Here is a 19,512-nt window from a genome sequence, read left to right as displayed (position 1 = left end):
CCCCGCCGCATTGGGCCCCACGGGAACGGGTCCCTCGGGAGGTGTCTCCCGAAGGGCCCGTGAGGGGGCGTCACGTCAGTCGTTCAGGACCGACATGTTCCAGCTCGCCGTCGGGACCTGGACCAGGCCGCGGTCGTCCGGCAGCGTCTGGACGGTGAAGCCCTGTACGCCGCCGTGCGGCAGTGCGAGGGTGCGCGCCGCATAGACCGGCCCGCTGCCCTCCGCCGGCTCCACCGTGAGCGCGTAGGACCCCTTGAGGCCGCTCGGGCGGGGCGGCTCGACCGCGAGGGTGCTGCCGCCCTTGACCGTGTAGGTCTTGGCGGCGGGGCTGCCGCCGCCGCTGCCCGCCGACGCGGTGACCTTCACCCGCGCGTCCTTGCCCTTCTGCGGGGCGACGAGCGAGAGCGTGCTGCCCTTGGCCCGGTTGTCGGCCGCCGTGGCGCGGGTGCCGACCGGCTTCGTCGCCGGGATGAACGCCATCTCCTGGTCCGAGCCCTTGCCGCGGACGACCTGCAGCGCGGCGGCGACCGGCGCGTCGGAGCCCTCAGCCGGGGTGAGGACCAGCGAGCCCGCCTCGCCCTTGGTGAGGTCCTTGAGGTCGACCGCGGTGGTCGACCCGCTCTTCAGGTGCAGCGTCTCCAGCCCGGCCGGCACGATCGAGCCGGTGGGCGTGGCCAGCTGCACCTTCAGGTCCGCGTCGGCGGAGCCCGGCGCCATGGCCACCAGCCGCACCGAGGAGGCGTCGGCCGGGATGCCCGGGAGCACCAGCCCGGAGGCGGCGGAGGCGGGGTCGGCCGAGGCCGGCAGCCAGTCGCCGCCGAGCTTGTCGTCGCCGGCCTGGACGGCCGCGCCGACCCGCCCCTCCCGCGCGGTGACGTGCAGCGTCACGTCGGCGGCCCGGGTGTCGGAGAGCGTGGAGAGCAGGACGGGGACGCTGGAGTGCGGCGGCACCTGGATGTCCTCGCCGGACGTCCCCTTCAGGGCGCCGTCCTTGCCGTACAGCTTCAGGTCGACGACCGCAGCGGTGTCGTCGGGGTTGGTGAGGTGGACGTAGTCCTGGCGGTCGGCGGAGGTGCCGGCGCCGGGGAACCAGAAGTCGGTGTCCGGCGCGGTGCAGGCGGTGCCGAGCACGCCCCGGCCGGTACCCGCGCTGACCTCGGAGGTCTGCTGGACGCTCCAGCCCGGCGCGAGGCCGCCGTCGGCGGTGCCGATCAGGGCCGGTGCGTCGGAGCTGTCGGTGGTCTCCGTGACCGGCGTGCCGGGTGCCTTCAGGGGGGCGACGGGCTTGGTACCGCCCTTCGGGCTCTTCGCGTCCTTGCCCTTCTTGCCGGTGTCGTCCGCGCGGCCGTCGGCGGCGGCCCGCAGGTCGGCGGTGCCCTTGCCGGCCTTCGCGCCCTTGGGGGTGAAGGCGGTGTACGTGGTCTCGCCGACCTCGGAGGAGGTCGGTGCCGGGCACATCAGCGAGGAGCGCTGCACGGGCAGCGTGGCGGCCTTCGAGGCGGTGGTGCCCGCGTCCTCACCGGGAGCCGCGACGGCGGCGACCCCGGTGACGGCGGCGAGCGCGGCGACCGCGCCGATCAGGGACATGGTGGTGCGGTTCACTGCTGGTCGCTCCCGTCGCGGCGGGGCTCGCGGTACGAGCCGTCGTGCGTGGTGCCGGCCCCGTCGTGGGGCGCCCCGTCGTACGGCAGGCCGTCGTAGCCGGTGCCGTCCCCGTAGGGCTGCTGCTGTCCGTATCCGTACGGGTCGTAGGCGCCGGCCCCGTAGGCCTGCTGTGCGTACGGGTCGCCCTGGTAGGCGGGCGGGTACTGCTGCCCGTACTGCGCGGCCTGGTACGGGTCGGCTCCCTGGCCGCCCTGCCAGTCCTGGTACGGCGGCTGCTGCGGCATCTCAGGCACGCCCTGCTGCGGGACGCCGTGGGCGGCCGCGTAGGGGTCGGCGGCGTACGGATCGGCGGGGTAGCCGCCGCCCTGCGCGTACGGGTCCGCCTGCGGCACGGCGTAAGGGTCGGCCTGCCGGTCCGCCGCGTACGGATCGGCCATCGGGTCCGCGCCGTCCCGGGCGCCGGGCACGGCCGCCTCCGGAGCGGGCGCGTCCTGCGGGGCCTGCGCCTCCTGTGCGGCGCGCAGCCTCCGCGCGCGGCGTCCCTCGCCCTCCACGGGCTGTGCGGGCACCGCCGCCGCCAGGCCCTCCTCGGGCAGGTCGTCGTCGACGTCCCGGCGGCGGCCCGGCAGGGCCATGACGACCAGGACCACGGCGAGCAGTCCCTGTGCCGTCATCCAGAGGGTGTGCGTGAGCGGGCTCTCGTGGGTGAGGTCCAGGCGGCCCCCCGTGGCGGGCAGTTCGAAGCCCTGGGCCCAGCCGTCGACCGTGACCGGCTTCAGCGGCTTGCCGTCGAGGGTGGCCTGCCAGCCCTCGTCGGCGGCGTCGGCGAGGCGCAGCACCCGCCCGTCGGGGCCGGCGGGCACCTTGGTGTGCGCGTCGACCGGGTCGGCGGCGACCGCGACCGGCCGGTCCGCCGTACCGCCCCCGGAGCTGCCGGAGCCGCTGACGACGGAGACGCGGGAGACCCGGCGGTCCACCCGCCACAGGGCGCTGCCGTCCTCCTGGCTCATCCGGGTCAGGCCCGGGGTGGCGTCCAGGACCCGGCCCATCTCGCGCGGGGCACCGTCCTTGACCAGGACGTAGCGGACGGCGTAGCCGCCGAGCCGGTCGGTCTGGTCGGCGCCGGAGCCCGCGACGAGGTGGGCGACGACGTCGTTCAGGCGGCTGTCCTCGCCGGCCTCGGCCGCGATGTCGGCGTCGCCCAGGCGCGCGCCGGAGCCGCGGACCAGGGAGTACGCGACATGCCCCGCGTCCCCGTCCAGGACGAGGGTGCGGGCGCGGTCGGCGGTGCCGGACTCCTCGGCGACGAACGCCGGGACCTGCTCGGGGTTCTGCCGCTCCACCGGTCCGGCGGCGCCGCTGATCATCCAGCTGACCGCCGCCCACAGCGGGGCGAGCGCGGCGGCCAGCGCGATCAGCACGGCCACCGGCTGCTTCCAGCCGAAGCCGAGGGCCAGCATGCGGGTGCGGATGCCCTCGGCCCCGATCGCGGCGGCGCAGAGCAGCGCGATGCCGTAGATCAGTGCGGGCGGTCCGGCCCAGCCGGAGCCGTTGGCCAGGCCCGCGAAGAGCAGCCCGGCCAGGCCGACGGCCCACGCGGTGCGGACCGCGCGCTGCCGCTCGCCGCGCAGCAGCGCGCCGAGGGCGGCGAGCACGACGCCGAGGAACAGCACGCTGCCGTACGCCTTGGGGCCGCCGGGGCTGAAGCCGACCAGGTCCAGCCAGTCGGCCTGGCCGGGCTTCGAGGCGAGTCCGGCCTCCAGGAAGAAGCGGGACGGCTCGGTCAGCAGCGACAGCGACCAGGGGGCGAGCACGACCAGCGGGGAGACGGCGACGGCGAGGAAGCGCAGCGCGTACGCCACGATCTTGTCGCGGTTGCCGTCGAGGAAGCGCAGCACCAGCAGCCCGAGGCCGAGGAGGACCGCGATCGGCCAGACGACCGGGGTGAAGGCCGTGGTGAAGGTCAGCAGCAGCGCGTACGCCCAGGCGGCGCGGAAGCTGGGCCGCACGCCGGGCGCGAGCCGCAGTCCGCTCGCCGCGATCGCGGCGCGGGCCATCAGGGGCAACAGGATCGCGAGGACGGCGGTGCCGATGCGGCCGCCGGCCAGCGCGCCGGTGGCGGCGGGCAGGAACGCGTACGCGACGCTGGCCCAGGCGCGCAGCAGGCGCGAGGTCACCAGGGGCCGGGAGGCGAAGTACGCGGTCAGGCCGGCCAGCGGGACGGAGGCGACCAGCAGCAGGGTGACGGCGAAGCCGGTGCTGCCGAAGCAGACGGTCGCCACCAGGGCGAGGACCGCGAGGTAGGGCGGCGCGGCGGCGGTGGAGCCGATGCCCACGTCGTGCCAGCTGTGGAAGTAGCGCGCCCACAGGTCGGAGACCTCGCCGGGCGCGGGCAGCAGGGCGCCGCCGGTCAGCGCGCCGCCGCCGAGCAGGCCGCGGCAGGCGAGCAGGGAGACGAGGAGCAGGACGGCGAAGAGGACGGGCGCGGGCCGGCGGGCCATCCGCTTCAGCCGGGCGAACTGCTCGACCTCCAGGAAGTCCGCGTCGTCGCCGCCGGGCCCGGACTCCACGGCGCCGTGCCGGCCGCCGGAGGAGGCGTCGGGCGCCGCCCGGCCGGAGAAGTTGCTGGCGACCTGTTCGACGGTGGCCCGTACGGTCGCGCCGGGCGGCGGGAAGAGCGGGCGCAGCTCGCTCGCCTCGACCGCCGGCCTGCCGCGTCTGCGCCGGGCCGCCATGATCTTGCCGGGCCGCAGCAGGACGCCGAAGAGCCCGGCGAGTTCGTCGAGGGCCTGGCCCGGGACCTTGCCCACGAGGTAGGCGAGGACGCGCAGGAAGGTGCCGAGGACGAGGCGGAGCAGGACGTACGGCAGGACCGCGCCGCGGGTGTTGGCCAGCAGGGTGTAGACGGCGCCGGCCTTGTCGACGCGGTGCGGGCCCGCGACGGAACGGCCGACGCAGTCGATGGGCCGCCGCTCGCGGGAGGCCGCCTCGGCGTGCCGCAGGACCGCGTCCGGCGCGATGAGCACCTGGTGGCCCGCGGCCTGGGCGCGCCAGCACAGGTCCACGTCGTCGCGCATCAGCGGCAGCCGGCGGTCGAAGCCGGCGAGCTGCTCGTAGACGTCGCGGCGGATGAGCATGCCGGCGGTGGAGACGGAGAGGACGGCGCGCACCTGGTCGTGCTGGCCCTGGTCCTGCTCGCGGCGGTCCAGGCCCGTCCAACGGCGGCCGGAGCGGGCGATGCTGACGCCGGCTTCGAGGAGCTGCCTGCGGTCGTACCAGCTGCGCAGCTTGGGGCCGACGATGGTGGTGGAGGGGCTGGCGTCGACGACGCGCAGCAGTTCGGTGAGCGCGTCGGGCGCGGGCGCGCAGTCGTCGTGCAGCAGCCAGAGCCACTGCACGGGCTCGCCGTGCGGCAGGTCGGGCATGTCGTACGCCTCGTCGTGCCAGGTCCGGGTGACCGGGTCCCAGCCGCTGGGGCGCTTGAGGTACGGCAGGTCGTCGGGGGTGAGCACCGGCGCGGCGCGGACGGCCTCGTCGACGGCGGTGCCGAAACCGGAGCGGCGGGCGAGATGCAGCACCCGCTCGTCGCCGAGGGCTTCGGTCAGCAGCCGCGCGGAGTCGTCGGCGCTGCCGGTGTCGGCGCCGATGACGTTCTGCACCGGGCGCTCCTGGCCGAGCAGGCCGGAGAGCGCGTCGGGCAGCCAGCGCGCGCCGTCGTGCGAGACGATCACGGCGGTGACGACATGCCGCGGGAACTGGGGCGCGGCGGCTTCGTATGAGGCGGCCTGGGCCGCCGACTGGCTGTGCACGGACATCGAGGTACGGGCCCTCCGGACCCGGGGCTGCCGTCTCCCGCGGCGGGCGGGCCGCTGCGGGTGTGGCCCCCGGAAGACACTGCGATGGACTGCGATGGACGCGCGCTCACCATGCGGGTGTTGGTGCGTCTCGGACGGAGCCCCACACTAATGGTTCACGCGGGCGCGGCGGCCGGGTCCGTGCGTGCCGCCCCGCCCGCCCCCACACAGCACTCCGCCCCCGGCTGTGTGCCGGGGGCGGAGTGGGTGCCCGTGATGTTCCTCGATGGCGGGGCCGGTCCTGGGGCCGGTGCCCGTGCGCTGTGCCGGCCGGTGCCGGGCGACAGTCGCCCGGGCCGCCGTCGTCGGGCTTCAGACCGCGGCCTTCTTCAGACGGCGCCGCTCGCGCTCGGACAGTCCGCCCCAAATACCGAAGCGTTCGTCATTGGCAAGCGCGTATTCAAGACATTCGGAGCGGACCTCACAGGCGAGGCAGACCTTCTTGGCCTCGCGGGTGGAGCCGCCTTTTTCCGGGAAGAAGGACTCGGGATCGGTCTGGGCGCACAGTGCGCGCTCCTGCCAGCCGAGCTCCTCGTCCGCCTCCTCGACCAGCAATTCTTCGAACAGCTCGGTCATGTGCGCCCCTCGTCTGTCATTGCGTCCCCGTGATGTTGCCGTTACCGATGACGGCTGAACGACACGAGTGAAATTACAAGTGCGTGGATCCGGGCCAGTCAAGCCGAGATCTGCTATTGGGCCCCTTATTCACTCTGCGGAACCAAGGGTGCGCGGTAAGTGTTCATATCGGCTAAAACCAGGACAAACATTCGCCACATGCATCCCGCAATCCCCTTCTGCCTCTGAAGGACTCAACGGACGGCGATCACGTTGCACTCCATCAACAGAAGCGGGCTTGATCACATTCAGATCACGGAACCACAACGGCGTTTGATGGTGCGACTGCTGGGCCACCTCTCCTGAGCATCGGGTGCACAAACCTTTCGCCGGGCACGGTAACCGGATGAGGTGAAACATTTAGCCCAAACCCGGCATCCGGTTGACACGCGCGCCAGGTACCCGCTCTCCTTGAGTCCATGCCAGTGATGCCCGCGCCCCGCCTGACCCGTGCCTACGGGTCCCGCTGCGCTGCCCAGGCTCGCTGTCGCTGTTCGAGCTGTTGAAGCCACTGAGCTCCGGCTTTTCTCTCCCGCACCACCCCTGAGCGCCGCCGGGGGCCCGTCCGGCAACCCGGCCGCGCACCGCACCGCACCGCAGCGCTCTTCTCGCTCTCTTCTCCGCGCTCTTCTCCTCCGAGGAACCAGAAGTTCATGAACAGCGACAGCGACCTCCAGATCGCAGGCGACATCTTCGAGGTCATCCACCTCCTCCAGCCCCCTCGCGAGCACCCCGCCACCGTGGCCGAATTCGCCGGGCTGGCCCGCTCGATCGCCGCCGACCGCGACCGGTGGGCGCCCCTCGTCGAGTACGACGCCACCACCCGCTGGTACCACCGGCTGCAGACCGGGCCGGGCTACGAGGTCTGGCTGCTGAGCTGGCTGCCCGGTCAGGGCAGCGGCCGCCACGACCACGGCCGGTCCTCCGGCGTACTGACCGTCCTGGACGGCGAGTTGACCGAACACAGCGCGAGCGGCAGCCGCCGCCTGGTGCCCGGCGCGCAGCGCGTCTTCGCGCCCGGATACGTCCACGAGGTCACCAACGACGCGCTCACCCCCGCCGTCAGCCTGCACGTCTACTTCCCGGGCCTGACCGACATGCCCATGCACCCGTCCGCGGCCCGGTGCGCCCGGCCCGCGCCGCAGACGGCCACGCCCTGACCGCCCGACCCGGCCCCTGATGGACACGGTGCCGGGCTGCGAGAGACTGGGCCCATGCGCATTGTGGTTCTCGCCGGCGGCATCGGCGGCGCCCGCTTTCTGCGGGGACTGAAGGCAGCGGCTCCGGACGCGGACATCACGGTCATCGGCAACACCGGTGACGACATCCATCTGTTCGGGCTGAAGGTCTGCCCGGACCTGGACACCGTGATGTACACGCTCGGCGGCGGCATCAACGAGGAACAGGGCTGGGGGCGTTCGGACGAGTCCTTCCGCGTGAAGGAGGAGCTGGCGGCCTACGGCGTCGGACCCGAGTGGTTCGGGCTGGGCGACCGGGACTTCGCCACCCACATCGTCCGTACGCAGATGATGAGCGCGGGCTACCCGCTCAGCGCGGTCACCGAGGCGCTGTGCGACCGCTGGCAGCCCGGCGTGCGGCTGCTGCCGATGACCGACGACCGGGTCGAGACCCACGTCGCCGTCGAGGACGAGAACGGCGAGAAGAAGGCCGTGCACTTCCAGGAGTACTGGGTCCGGCTGCGCGCCTCCGTGCCCGCTGAGGCCGTCGTCCCGGTCGGCGCCGAGCAGTCCAAGCCGGCGCCCGGCGTGCTGGAGGCCATCGCGGCCGCCGACGTCATCCTCTTCCCGCCGTCCAACCCGGTCGTCAGCGTCGGCACGATCCTCGCCGTCCCCGGCATCCGCGAGGCCATCGCCGAGGCCGGCGCGCCGGTCGTCGGCCTCTCCCCCATCGTCGGTGACGCGCCGGTGCGCGGCATGGCCGACAAGGTGCTGGCCGCGGTCGGCGTGGAGTCCACCGCTTCCGCCGTCGCCGCCCACTACGGCATGGGGCTGCTGGACGGCTGGCTGGTGGACACGGTCGACGAGGGCAAGGTCGCGGAGGTCGAGTCGGCGGGCATCCGCTGCCGCGCCGTGCCGCTGATGATGACCGACGTCGAGGCGACCGCCACGATGGCCCGGGAGGCGCTGACGCTGGCCGAAGAGGTACGGGCATGACCGGCGGAGCGCAGGACGGCCCCGCGGCTCCGGGCGCCCCGTACGGCGAGGACGCCGAGGTGCCCTCGTACCGCGTCTGGGCGCTGCCCGGCATCCCCGAGGTGCGCCCCGGCGACGACCTCGCCAAGCTGATCGCCGCCGCGGCCGGCGCGCCCGGCGTGCCGGGGCTGGCCGACGGCGACGTGCTGCTGGTCACCTCGAAGATCGTCAGCAAGGCCGAGGACCGGATCGTGGCGGCGGACGACCGCGAGGCCGCCATAGACCAGGAGACGGTACGGGTCGTCGCGCGCCGCGGTCCGCTGCGGATCGTCGAGAACCGCAACGGCCTGGTCATGGCCGCCGCCGGGGTCGACGCCTCGAACACCCCGCAGGGCACCGTCCTGCTGCTGCCCGAGGACCCCGACGCCTCGGCCCGGGCGATCCGGGCCGGGCTGCGGGCCGCGCTCGGCGTGGACGTCGGCGTGATCGTCACCGACACCTTCGGGCGGCCCTGGCGCAACGGCCTGACCGATGTCGCCATCGGCGCGGCCGGCGTCCGGGCCCTGGAGGACCTGCGCGGCGGCACCGACGGCCACGGCAACCCGCTCAGCGCCACGGTCGTGGCCACCGCCGACGAGCTGGCGAGCGCGGGCGACCTGGTCAAGGGCAAGGCCGGCGGACTGCCGGTCGCGGTGGTGCGCGGCCTGCCGCATGTCCTGACGGGCGCTCAGGACGCCACGGGGGGCTCCGGCGGCGCTGAGGGCGAGCCGGACACCGGCGCCCGGGCGCTGATCCGCTCCGCCGCCGACGACATGTTCCGGCTCGGCACCTCGGAAGCCGTACGGGAGGCGCTGTCGCTGCGCCGTACGGTCCGGGAGTTCACCGACGACCCGGTGGACGGCGGCGCCGTGCGGCGGGCCGTCGCGGCGGCCGTGACCGCGCCGGCGCCGCACCACACCACCCCGTGGCGCTTCGTGCTGCTGGAGTCCGAGGAGTCCAGGACCCGGCTGCTGGACGCCATGCGGGACGCATGGCTCGCGGACCTGCGGCGCGACGGCAAGTCCGAGGAGTCCGTCGCCAAGCGGGTGCGCCGCGGTGACGTGCTGCGCAGGGCCCCGTACCTGGCGGTGCCGTGCCTGGTCATGGACGGCTCGCACACGTACGAGGGGCCGGACGCGGCGGCCGACGCGCGGCGGAACGCGGCCGAGCGGGAGATGTTCGTGGTCGCCGCGGGCGCCGGGGTGCAGAACTTCCTCGTCGCGCTGGCCGGTGAGCGGCTGGGGTCGGCATGGGTGTCCTCCACGATGTTCTGCCGGGACGTCGTACGGGAGGTGCTGGGGCTGCCGGCCGACTGGGACCCGATGGGGGCTGTGGCCATCGGCCGGCCGGCCGGAGAGCCGAAGCCGCGGGCTCCGCGGGATGCGGCGGAGTTCCTGACCGTACGGTGACGGGGCCCGTCAGAGGCGGGCGATGTCGCGGACCGAGTAGCGGGGGGCTCGGCGGGGTGGGACTCGGCCCGACAGGAGGACGAAGCGGGCCGCGCGGTGGCGCTGGCCCTCGTACGGCGCGAGCAGCTCCAGCATCTGCTCGTCGGTGCCGCCCATCCGCCCGGTGAGGGCGTAGACCGCGATGCGCGGCAGGTGCAGGTCGCCGAGGGTCAGCGCGTCGGGTGCGCCGTTGGACCGCTGCAGGACCTCCGCCGCGGTCCACGGGCCGATGCCCTGCACGAGCTGGAGGCGGTGCAGCGCGGCCGGCAGGTCCATGTCCGCCGCCTCCTCCAGGCGGCGGGCGACCCGGGCGGCGCGTACGACCGTGTCGGAGCGCTTCGAGTCCACGCCGGCGCGGTGCCACTCCCAGGACGGGATCATGGCCCAGCCGCGCGGGTCGGGCATCACCCGCAGCCGCTCGTGCGGGCCGGGCGCCGGCTCCCCGAAGCGCTGGAGGAGCAGCCGCCAGGCCCGGTACGCCTCGTCGCTGGTGACCTTCTGCTCCAGGATCGAGGGGATCAGCGATTCGAGGACGAGGCCGGTACGGGCCAGCCGCAGACCGGGGTTGCGCCGGTGCGCCTCGTGGACGATCCGGTGGCGGGCGGTGAACGCCGACGGATCGTCCGACTCCCCCAGGAAGGAAGGGAGTTGGCTGATCATCCAGTCCGCTCCGGGGCCCCACGCCTCGGCCTCGACTCGGCCCTCGGCGGGCCGCATGCCGATGCGGACCGTCACCGGCCCGTCGGGCGTGCGGGAGGCCCGCCAGACCGTGCCGGCCTCCACCCGGTACGCGGGATCGCCCGGTCCGCGGCCCAGCACACCGAGGGTGCGCAGGAGGTCGTACGGGCCGGGCGGGGCCCAGGTGCGGGTGCGGGGCATCCGTTCAGCGTACGGGAGCCGGACGGCGCGCCGGCCGCCCGGCAGCGGCCGTCACGGGGTGGCGGTCGTCACGGGACCCGGCCCGGTCGTCACCGGTACCGGCCCGCCGGCCCGGTCGTCACTGGTCCGAGGAGAACCGGACCGCGGCGGCCGGCAGGTCGGCGTCGCACCACACGCGGATGCCCTCGCGCAGCTCGTTGTCGGCGCCGACGGTCGCGCCGTCGCCGATGACCGCGCCGGACAGGACCGTACGGGCGCCGACGCGGGCCCCGGCGCCGATGAGCGAGTCGTGGATCTGGGCGCCGGGCTCGACCACCGCGTCCGCCAGCACGGTGCTGCCCGCGATGCGCGCGCCCGCGCCGATCCGGGCGCCGCTGCCGACGACCGTGCCGCCGCTGAGCTTGGCGTCGGCGGCCACGTCGGCGCCTTCGAGGACGAGGTGCTCGCCGTGGCGGCCGGGGACGGCCGGGGAGGGCGCGTGGCCGAGGACGAGGTCGGCGGAGCCGCGGACGAAGGCCTGCGGGGTGCCGAGGTCGAGCCAGTAGGTGGAGTCGACCATGCCCTGGAGGTGGGCGCCGGACTCCAGCAGGCCGGGGAAGGTCTCGCGTTCGACGGAGACCGGACGGCCCTGCGGGATGGAGTCGATCACGGAGCGGTTGAAGACGTAGGCGCCCGCGTTGATCTGGTCGGTGACGATCTCCTCGGGGGTCTGCGGCTTCTCCAGGAAGGCGGTGACCCGGCCGGTGTCGTCGGTGGGGACGAGGCCGTAGGCGCGCGGGTCGTCGACCCGGGTGAGGTGCAGCGAGACGTCGGCGGACGTCTCCTGGTGGGTCCGCACGAGCGCCGCGATGTCCAGCCCGGTGAGGATGTCGCCGTTGAAGATCAGTACCGGGTCGTCGGGGCCCGAGTGCAGCCGGTGGGCGACGTTGCGGATGGCGCCGCCGGTGCCGAGCGGTTCCTCTTCGGTGACGTATTCGAGGTGAAGCCCCCATTCCGCCCCATCACCGAAATACGGCTCGAAAACCTCGGCGAGGTAGGAAGTGGCCAGCACGATGTGCTCCACGCCCGCGGCGCGGGCCCGGGCGAGCTGGTGCGTCAGGAACGGCACACCCGCGGCCGGGACCATGGGCTTGGGCGTGTGCACCGTCAGCGGACGCAGCCTGGTGCCCTTGCCGCCGACCAGAAGGATCGCTTCAGTCACCTTTGAGTTCTCTGCTTCCTGCTGGGGTCGGCCGGACGGCGGACCAGTGTAGGCAGACGGTTTGCCCGCTTTGCCAGCGGGCTTACCCGCCGGTAGGCGGGCTCTCCGGCGCCGCCCGGCCCCGGAGCCCGTACGCGTCACGGGCTCCGGCCCCCGGGCCCTCAGCGCCCCTGGAAGCGGGCGGAGGCGGTACGCGCCGAGCCGAGTGTGCCGTAGAGCGCGGCCCCCGGGCAGCTGGTCACAAAGCCGTCCCTGTGTCCGGAGATGACATTCAGCCGGACTTTGGTTCCCTTCTTGAAACGGTTGCCGCCTCCTGAGACCAGCGTGGTCTTGCCGTTCGGGTTGCGTCCGTACAGCCCCAGCTTCCACGCGGTGAGCTTGCCGAGGGCGTCGACGGCGGGCCCCGGCGGCTTCGCCTTGTCGAAGGTGCCGATGACGGCGATGCCGGTGGTGTCGTTGTTGAAGCCGAGGGTGTGGGCGCCCATGACGGCCTTGGCGACGCCGCCGGCCCGGCCCTCGAAGATCGTGCCGCACTTGTCGATCACGAAGTTGTAGCCGAGGTCCCGCCAGTTGTTGCTCTTGACGTGGTAGCGGTAGATGCCCCGGATGATCGCCGACGACTGGTTGCAGGAGTAGGTGTTGCCGGTGGCGCTGTGGTGCACGAAGGCCGCCTTCACGGTCTTGGTGTACCCGAACTTCGGCTCCCGCAGCTTCTCGTCGGCGCCCCAGCCGACCCGGGTGATGATCTTCGGCCGGGGCCCGTTGCGCGGCTCGGCCCCGGCCGCCTGGCCGCGGTCCTGCTGGCCGGCCGCGGCCAGGTCCGCCTGCAGCGCGTTCGCGGGCGCCGCCGGGATCTCGGTGGCACCCGGCGGGGCGAGCCCGGCGTTGGCGGCCGAGCTGTCGTTGGCCTGCTGGCCGGCGGCGGCCGGCGCGGGGTCGCGCTTGACCGGGGAGCCGGGGTCGACCAGCTCCAGGCGCAGCCCGGCGGGCAGCTCGGTGACGGCCTGCCGGCCGGTCTCCGGGGCGATCCGCATCTGCACGGCGTCGGAGTCGCCCACCCACAGCGGGGCCGTGCCGCCGCGCGGCTTGGCGCCGCGTTCCGGGGAGTCCAGGTCGGGGGCGTCGTCGTAGTGCGTCTGCACGTCCTGCCAGGCGCCCCACTTGTGGCTGCCGGTGGCGCGGGCGCGGACCTGGGGCTGGCCGTGCAGTTCGGACTTGGCGTCGGTCCAGACGACACCGACGAGCGAGAAGGGCCGTACGTCCTTCACGGGCATGCCCAGGGGCGCGGCCGTGGCGGCGCGGCCCGAGCCGCGGCCGGGGAGGACGCGGTCGCGGTCGCCGAGCGGGACGAGCGGCAGGGACTGGGTGCTTCCGGGGACGTCCGCGGGGGCGGCCTCGGGAGCGGCGGCTGCGGGGGCCCGGACGGAGTCCGCCCCGGCCGGCAGCGCGAGCGGTACGACGAGGGCCGCGAAGGTCGCGGCGCCGAGCGAAGTGGCAACGAAGGCACGCATGGAAGCGATCGTGTACGGAGTACGACAAATCCGCCATTGGGGAACTGACGCCCCATCGGCGCGCCGCTGCCCCACGAGAGGCACCGGGTACGCCGTACGGCGGCGGCCCGCCCGCGTAGGCTGACGCCGATGAACGCCACCGACCGAACCCCCGCCGACCTGCTGCGATCCGCTCTGGCCACCGATCCGGCGCGGCCGCTCGTGACCTTCTACGACGACGCCACCGGCGAACGCGTCGAACTCTCCGTCGCCACCTTCGCCAATTGGGTGGCCAAGACCGCCAACTACCTCCAGGACGAGCTGTCGGCCGAGCCCGGCGACCGGCTCGCCCTGCTGCTGCCCACGCACTGGCAGACCGCCGTCTGGCTGGTGGCCTGCTCGTCCGTCGGAGTGATCGCGGACGTGGGCGGCGACCCGGCGGCCGCGGACGTCGTCGTCAGCGGCCCGGACACCCTGGAGGCGGCACGCGCCTGCTCCGGGGAGCGGGTGGCGCTCGCGCTGCGCCCGCTGGGCGGCCGCTTCCCCGAGCCGCCGGCCGGCTTCGCCGACTACGCCGCCGAGGTGCCGGCGCAGGGCGACCGCTTCGCACCGTACGCGCCGGTCGACCCGCACGCGCCCGCGCTCGCCGTGGACGGCCGCGAGTTCACCGGCGCGGAGGCCCTCGCGGCGGCCGTGGAGCTGACGCGGCTGCCCGAGCGGCAGCGGGTGCTGTCCACGCTGCCGTACGGCACGTGGGACGGGCTGGCGTACGGGCTGTACGCACCGCTGGCGACCGACGGCTCCGTCGTCCTGTGCCGCCACGCGGACCGGCTGGACGACGGCGGACTGGCCCGGCGCAAGGAGGCCGAGCAGGTCACCGTCACGGCTCCCGACGGGTCCTGAGCCGCCGACCGGCCGTCCTTACGGTTCGCCCGACCGGCCCAGCCCGCGCGCTCAGCGGGCGCCGATCCGTCCCGCGCGGTCCATGATCAGGGAGACGTACAACCCTGCGCGGACCCCGGCCGTCTCCGTGGGTACCGGGGTCCGGGCGCACCGCCCGGACCGTGGTGCCGAGTGAACCGGCCGTCCACCGCGCGGCCGACGCACGAGGGGTGGACGCAGCCGTGAACGACAGGCCGGAGATCCCCGAAGAACTGAGGCGCTGCAACGAGCGGCCGGCGGTCGGCGAGGGCCGGCCCCGGCGCCGGTGGCTGCGCTGGACCGCCGTGGGCACCGGCGTCGCCGTGGTCGGCGCGGGCGCGGTCGGCTGGCTGGCGTACGACAAGCTCAACGGGAACATCACGGCCGACTCCGACACGGCCGCCAGGCTGCGCGCCTACGAGGCCGAGCGGCCGCCCGCCTCGGCGAAGAACGTGCAGAACATCCTGCTGATCGGCTCGGACAACCGCGGCGGCGGCAACCGCAAGTACGGCGCCGACGACGGCACCCAGCGCTCGGACACCACGATCCTGCTGCACCTGGCGGCGGACCGGAAGAGCGCCACGGCGGTGAGCATCCCGCGCGACCTGATGGCGCAGGTACCCGAGTGCACGAAGCCGGACGGCGGCCGCACCTCGCCCCTCTTCACCCAGTTCAACTACGCGTTCGAGGCGGGCGGCCCGGCCTGCACGATCCGCACCGTCGAGCAGATGACCGACATCCGCGTCGACCACCACATGATCCTGGACTTCACCGGCTTCAAGCACATGGTGGACGCGGTGGACGGGGTGGAGGTCTGCCTGCCGGAGGCCGTCGCGGACCAGGACGCGCACCTGAACCTGGCGGCCGGGCGCCATGTGCTCCGCGGCGAGCAGGCGCTGGGGTACGTACGCACCCGCAAGGCGCTGGGCAACGGCAGCGACACCCAGCGGATGGAGCGCCAGCAGCAGTTCCTGGCGGCACTGGTGAAGAAGGTGCAGGGCAACGGCGTACTGCTCAACCCCACGCGCCTGTACCCGCTGCTGGACGCCGCGACGAGCTCCCTCACCACCGACGAGGGGCTGGCGTCGCTGAAGGACCTCTTCAATCTGGTGCGCAGCGTCCGCGACATCCCCACGGAAAAGATCCATTTCCTGACGGTTCCCCGCCAGGCGTACGCGTACAACGTGAACCGCGACGAACTGGTGCAGCCGGACGCCGGCCGGCTCTTCGCGCGGCTGCGTGCGGACCGTCCCGTTCCGGTGCGGCCCGCACCGACAGAACAGACGGACACCACTGAATACGACGATCCGGCCAAGGACCTGCAGACCGGACAGACGGACGCCCGGGGTGCGGGCGGTTCGAACGCCGGGGACGAAACTGACAAGCCCGCCCATCCCGAATCGGCCACGCCGACACCCGGAACCACCTTCCGGGGAACCACCGCAGATCGGGGCATCTGCCGATAAACCTCCGCAAAGGGTGCATCAAGGACGCGAAAGTATTGGGTGGATTGCCCAGTTGTAGGGACGTGGAATTTGTCACGGGCGTCGCTGGACGCTGAACTGGGCGGATAGTGTGAGCGATCCGGTCCGCAAGACTGGCTGACCGCGCACTGCAATCCGACCGACCGAGCGCCTTGAGGGGGCAGGCGCCGCGTGGCACCGACGGAGGACTCAAGGCACCGTGGACGCGCAAGGCCGTGGGCAGGCGGGCGACATCGATCCCGCCGATCAGTGGGTGTTCGACCCGAACACCGGCAACTACGAGCTGCGACTGGATACTGGCGCAAAGTCAGCCTCCGGGCAGGCCGGCCGGAGAACCGCAGCCCCCTCCGCACCCCCCGCACAAGGTGGCCGGAAGGAGCGGCGCGCGCAGGAGCGCGGCCGGTCGTCCGGAAACGACCGTGACAATCCGACCCGGGAACTGCCCGCGCAGCGCAACCGCCGGGCCGGCGGGCGCGCGGGACACCGGGCGGCGGCCGCGGCGGCGCCCGCCGCGAGCACCGGCCGGCGCAAGCCCAAGCCGAAGGCGTCGGGCAAGAAGAAGGCGCTGTACTGGGGCGCGGGCGCGATGGGCTTCGTGCTGGTCGCCGGCTGCACGGGGGCGTACTTCGTCTACCAGCACCTGGACGGCAACATCTCCAAGGTCGACGTCGGCATCAACAACGAAGCGGTCACCGACGGCCCGGTGAACATCCTGATCATGGGCACCGACTCCCGTGAGGGGAAGGGCAACGACGGCTACGGGGACATGGGCAGTGTCGGCCACGCCGACACCACGATCCTGATGCACGTCTCCAAGGACCGGACGAACGCCACCGCGCTGAGCATCCCGCGCGACATGATCACCGACATCCCGGCCTGCCCCACGAAGCAGGAGAACGGCTCGACGAAGACTGTTCCCGGCGAGACGGGCGTGCGCTTCAACACCAGCCTCGGCCAGGAGGGACGGGACCCGGGCTGCACCTGGCGGACCGTCGAGAAGATGACCGGCCTGAAGATCAACCACTTCATGATGGCGGACTTCAACGCGGTCAAGGAGCTGTCCACCGCGGTGGGCGGCGTCGAGGTCTGCGCCGGCAAGGACATCGACGACCCCAAGTCGCACCTGAAGCTCAAGGCCGGCAAGCACACCGTCCAGGGCGAGCAGGCGCTGGCGTTCGTCCGTACCCGGCACACCGTCGGCACCGGCAGTGACCTGAGCCGCATCGAGCTGCAGCAGCAGTTCCTCAGCTCGATGATCCGCAAGATGAAGTCCGACGACACGCTCAGCGACCCCGGCAAGCTGTGGAAGCTGAGCAACGCCGCCACCAAGGCGCTCACCGTCGACACCGGTATCGGTACGGCCAGCAAGCTGATGGACCTGGCCAAGGACCTCAGCCGGGTGAACGTCAAGAACGTCACTTTCGCCACTGTGCCGGTTCTGGACAACCCTGACGACCCCGCGACCGTCATATTGGACAAGGCCAAGGCCGATCCGCTGTTCAAGATGGTCCAGGCCGACCACTCGCTGACCAAGACGAAGAAGGACAAGGCCAAGAAGAAGACCAAGCCGGCCACCAAGGCTCCCGCGTCCGAGGTGCGGGTCGACGTCACCAACGGCGGTGGCCCGATCGGCGCGGCCCAGGAGACGGTCGACTGGCTGCAGAACACCAAGGGCGCGCCGCTGTCCACCAACGCCGGCAACGCCTCGACCACGCTGGACGCGACGCGTCTGGAGTACGCGCCCAACCAGGCCGGCCAGGCCGCCACCCTGGCCGAGTGGATGGGCCTGCCCCAGTCCGCGCTGAAGGAGACCAGCGGCGACGCCGGAGCCAAGGTGCCGATGAAGCTCATCCTCGGCAAGGACTTCACCGGAGCCGGGGAGCCGGTCGGGCCGCCGGACAAGACCCCGGACGGCGTCCAGAACGTCAACGCGGACAACAAGAACGTCTGTGCCAAGTAAGCGCACCAGCACCAGCACCAGCACCACCAAGTGAAAACCGACCGGCCGCCCTGCCAGGCCGCCGAGCGCACCACCGGATGAAAGAAACGGGGAGGGGCAGCCGATGCGGCAGAGCAGTGTGCGTGGTGACCGATCACGCCGACACCAGCCCGACGCCCAGGAGTTGGGCTGGGACGACAGCCTCTACGAAGGCCGCAGCGACGGGCAGGGCGGGGACGGCGGTGCGGCCGGGCCCGCCGAGCCCCCCGGCCGCGGCAGGCGCAAACGCCGAAGAGGCCGCCGGGTCCTGCGCTGGACCGCCGGCATCGCCGCGCTCCTCGTCCTCGGTACGGCGGGCGCGGGCTACCTCTACTACGAGCACCTCAACGGAAACCTGCGCAAGGGCGCGCTCGACCTCGGCGAGGGCGGGCTGAAGAAGCCCGAGCCCAACGCCTTCGGGCAGACCCCGATGAACATCCTGCTGCTCGGCTCGGACAGCCGGAACAGCAAGGCGAACCTCAAGCTCGGCGGCGCCAAGGCCGATGTGGGCCGCAAGCCGCTGGCGGACGTGCAGATGCTGCTGCACGTCTCCGCCGACCGCTCCAGCATGTCGGTGCTCTCGATACCCCGCGACACCCGGGTGACCATCCCGCAGTGCACCGACCCCAAGAGCGGCGAGACGTACCCGCAGACCACCGCGTCCATCAACCAGTCGCTGCAGCACGGCGGTCCGGGCTGCACGGTCGCCACCTGGAAAGAGCTGACCGGCATCTACATCGATCACTTCATGATGATCGACTTCGCCGGCGTGGTGGACATGGCCGACGCGGTGGGCGGCGTCCCGGTCTGCGTCGACAACAACATCTACTCGCACGACAGCAAGGGCCACGGCAGCGGGCTGAAGCTGACGAAGGGCGACCACAACATCAAGGGCGTGCAGGCGCTCCAGTGGCTGCGCACCCGCTACGGCTTCGAGGACAACACCGACATCGGCCGGGCCAAGGCCCAGCACATGTACATGAACTCGATGATCCGTCAGCTCAAGGCGGGCACCAAGCTCACCGACCCGGGCAAGCTCCAGGCGCTGGCGGAGGCCGCCACCAAGGCGCTGACGGTGGACGACGGGCTCGGCAGCGTGAAGAAGCTCTACGACCTCGGCGGCGACCTCAACCGGGTGCCGGTCAAGCGGGTCACCATGGCGACCATGCCCTGGTCGTACGGCCCGGGTGAGTCCTACGTCATCCCCAAGCCGGGCGACGCCGAGCAGGTGTTCGCGATGCTGCGCAACGACACGGCGCTGGACGGCAAGGACCGGAAGAACAAGCCCACCGGCGATCCGAAGCCCACGACGGCCAAGGACCAGCTGCAGATCACCGTGCAGAACGGCACCAACGGCGCCATCCAGGGCCCGGTGGTGGGCCGCGCGAGCGCGGTGCAGGGGCAGCTGGCGACGCTCGGCTACACGGCCGCCGGCACGGACGCCACGCTCATCGCCCAGGCCGACACCACGATCACGTACGGCGGCAAGGATGCGGAGGGCGACGCGCTGGCTGTCGCCAAGGCGCTCGGGCTGCCCAAGAGCGCGGTGAAGGAGTCCAGTTCGGCCCAGGGCATCCGGCTGATCGTCGGCAACGACTGGCGTACCGGCACCACGTACCCGAAGGCGGCCGGCGGCAAGCAGCAGGCGGACAAGGCCCCGGAGAGCGCGGACGCCCTCAACGGCGAGGACAAGAAGGCGTGCATGAAGGTGAACCCGAGCTACACCTGGTGAAGCCCGGTGCGTGAAACGACGGCGGCGGCCGGCCCCCTCGGGGCGCCGAGGGTCCGCTCGATGCCGTCCTTGAGGTAGCGGCCGAGGACGGCGGCGCTGGGCAGGGCGAGGCA

At 73.1% G+C, this 19,512-nt stretch carries 13 protein-coding genes; 7 read left to right on the top strand and 6 right to left on the bottom strand.

Going from position 1 to position 19,512, the window contains the following annotated elements; all coding sequences use genetic code 11:
* Positions 1–75 precede the first annotated feature (75 nt).
* The 3 genes from ABZ840_RS36825 to ABZ840_RS36815 form a co-directional block, all read right to left on the bottom strand.
* Complete coding sequence (locus ABZ840_RS36825) at positions 76–1,602, bottom strand: DUF5719 family protein (protein WP_361568155.1); 1,527 nt, start codon at positions 1,600–1,602, stop codon at positions 76–78.
* A complete protein-coding gene (locus tag ABZ840_RS36820) occupies positions 1,599–5,420 on the bottom strand; it encodes a glycosyltransferase (RefSeq protein WP_361568152.1) in 3,822 nt (1,273 codons plus the stop codon). Before ABZ840_RS36820 ends, ABZ840_RS36825 begins: the two co-directional genes overlap by 4 nt.
* Before the next feature lie 351 nt (positions 5,421–5,771).
* Positions 5,772–6,035 (bottom strand): WhiB family transcriptional regulator, encoded by a 264-nt coding sequence (locus ABZ840_RS36815; protein ID WP_030266018.1) that lies wholly within the window; start codon positions 6,033–6,035, stop codon positions 5,772–5,774.
* A gap of 692 nt (positions 6,036–6,727) precedes the next feature.
* Here ABZ840_RS36815 and ABZ840_RS36810 point away from each other — a divergent pair.
* The 3 genes from ABZ840_RS36810 to ABZ840_RS36800 are packed head-to-tail and all read left to right on the top strand — an operon-like array spanning position 6,728 to position 9,675.
* Positions 6,728–7,234: a cysteine dioxygenase family protein gene (locus tag ABZ840_RS36810; protein WP_361568149.1), complete on the top strand. Its 507-nt coding sequence runs from the start codon at positions 6,728–6,730 to the stop codon at positions 7,232–7,234.
* A gap of 54 nt (positions 7,235–7,288) precedes the next feature.
* Positions 7,289–8,248, top strand: a complete 960-nt coding sequence (gene cofD / locus ABZ840_RS36805; RefSeq protein WP_361568146.1) for a 2-phospho-L-lactate transferase — start codon at positions 7,289–7,291, stop codon at positions 8,246–8,248.
* The gene (locus tag ABZ840_RS36800) at positions 8,245–9,675 is read left to right on the top strand and encodes a coenzyme F420-0:L-glutamate ligase (protein WP_361568143.1); all 1,431 of its coding nucleotides are present in this window, start codon (positions 8,245–8,247) and stop codon (positions 9,673–9,675) included. The genes cofD and ABZ840_RS36800 overlap by 4 nt, the downstream gene beginning before the upstream one ends.
* 9 nt (positions 9,676–9,684) lie before the next feature.
* Here the strand turns inward: ABZ840_RS36800 and ABZ840_RS36795 are convergent, their stop codons facing one another.
* The 3 genes from ABZ840_RS36795 to ABZ840_RS36785 all read right to left on the bottom strand — a co-directional run bounded on the left by ABZ840_RS36795 (position 9,685) and on the right by ABZ840_RS36785 (position 13,305).
* Positions 9,685–10,593, bottom strand: a complete 909-nt coding sequence (locus ABZ840_RS36795) for a DNA-3-methyladenine glycosylase 2 family protein (RefSeq protein ID WP_361568140.1) — start codon at positions 10,591–10,593, stop codon at positions 9,685–9,687.
* A gap of 118 nt (positions 10,594–10,711) precedes the next feature.
* Positions 10,712–11,794, bottom strand: a complete 1,083-nt coding sequence (locus tag ABZ840_RS36790; RefSeq protein ID WP_361568137.1) for an NDP-sugar synthase — start codon at positions 11,792–11,794, stop codon at positions 10,712–10,714.
* 161 nt (positions 11,795–11,955) lie between these two features.
* Complete coding sequence (locus tag ABZ840_RS36785; RefSeq protein WP_361568134.1) at positions 11,956–13,305, bottom strand: peptidoglycan recognition protein; 1,350 nt, start codon at positions 13,303–13,305, stop codon at positions 11,956–11,958.
* A 129-nt stretch (positions 13,306–13,434) separates the two neighbouring features.
* On the opposite strand from ABZ840_RS36785, the gene ABZ840_RS36780 reads away from it, so the two are divergent.
* The 4 genes from ABZ840_RS36780 (at position 13,435) to ABZ840_RS36765 (ending at position 19,399) form a co-directional block, all read left to right on the top strand.
* A complete protein-coding gene (locus ABZ840_RS36780; RefSeq protein WP_361568132.1) occupies positions 13,435–14,187 on the top strand; it encodes a TIGR03089 family protein in 753 nt (250 codons plus the stop codon).
* Between the two features lie 239 nt (positions 14,188–14,426).
* Positions 14,427–15,671, top strand: a complete 1,245-nt coding sequence (locus tag ABZ840_RS36775) for an LCP family protein (protein WP_361568186.1) — start codon at positions 14,427–14,429, stop codon at positions 15,669–15,671.
* A 217-nt stretch (positions 15,672–15,888) separates the two neighbouring features.
* A complete protein-coding gene (locus tag ABZ840_RS36770) occupies positions 15,889–17,649 on the top strand; it encodes an LCP family protein (RefSeq protein WP_361568129.1) in 1,761 nt (586 codons plus the stop codon).
* 103 nt (positions 17,650–17,752) lie between these two features.
* Entirely contained in the window at positions 17,753–19,399 is a 1,647-nt protein-coding gene (locus ABZ840_RS36765) for an LCP family protein (RefSeq protein WP_361568126.1), read from the top strand.
* Positions 19,400–19,512: the final 113 nt, after the last annotated feature.

Origin of the sequence: Streptomyces sp. NPDC047117 (assembly GCF_040643545.1) — a bacterium.
Classification (GTDB): domain Bacteria; phylum Actinomycetota; class Actinomycetes; order Streptomycetales; family Streptomycetaceae; genus Streptomyces.
Note: the sequence above shows the minus strand (reverse complement) of the source record. Positions and strands in the feature narration are given on the sequence as shown.

Excerpts from the sequence above, each read along its gene's own strand:
- ABZ840_RS36820 (WP_361568152.1), bottom strand. The coding sequence starts at position 5,420 with ATGTCCGTGCACAGCCAGTCGGCGGCCCAGGCCGCCTCATACGAAGCC.
- ABZ840_RS36815 (WP_030266018.1), bottom strand. The coding sequence starts at position 6,035 with ATGACCGAGCTGTTCGAAGAATTGCTGGTCGAGGAGGCGGACGAGGAG.
- ABZ840_RS36810 (WP_361568149.1), top strand. The coding sequence starts at position 6,728 with ATGAACAGCGACAGCGACCTCCAGATCGCAGGCGACATCTTCGAGGTC.
- cofD (WP_361568146.1), top strand. The coding sequence starts at position 7,289 with ATGCGCATTGTGGTTCTCGCCGGCGGCATCGGCGGCGCCCGCTTTCTG.
- ABZ840_RS36800 (WP_361568143.1), top strand. The coding sequence starts at position 8,245 with ATGACCGGCGGAGCGCAGGACGGCCCCGCGGCTCCGGGCGCCCCGTAC.
- ABZ840_RS36795 (WP_361568140.1), bottom strand. The coding sequence starts at position 10,593 with ATGCCCCGCACCCGCACCTGGGCCCCGCCCGGCCCGTACGACCTCCTG.
- ABZ840_RS36785 (WP_361568134.1), bottom strand. The coding sequence starts at position 13,305 with ATGCGTGCCTTCGTTGCCACTTCGCTCGGCGCCGCGACCTTCGCGGCC.
- ABZ840_RS36780 (WP_361568132.1), top strand. The coding sequence starts at position 13,435 with ATGAACGCCACCGACCGAACCCCCGCCGACCTGCTGCGATCCGCTCTG.
- ABZ840_RS36765 (WP_361568126.1), top strand. The coding sequence starts at position 17,753 with ATGCGGCAGAGCAGTGTGCGTGGTGACCGATCACGCCGACACCAGCCC.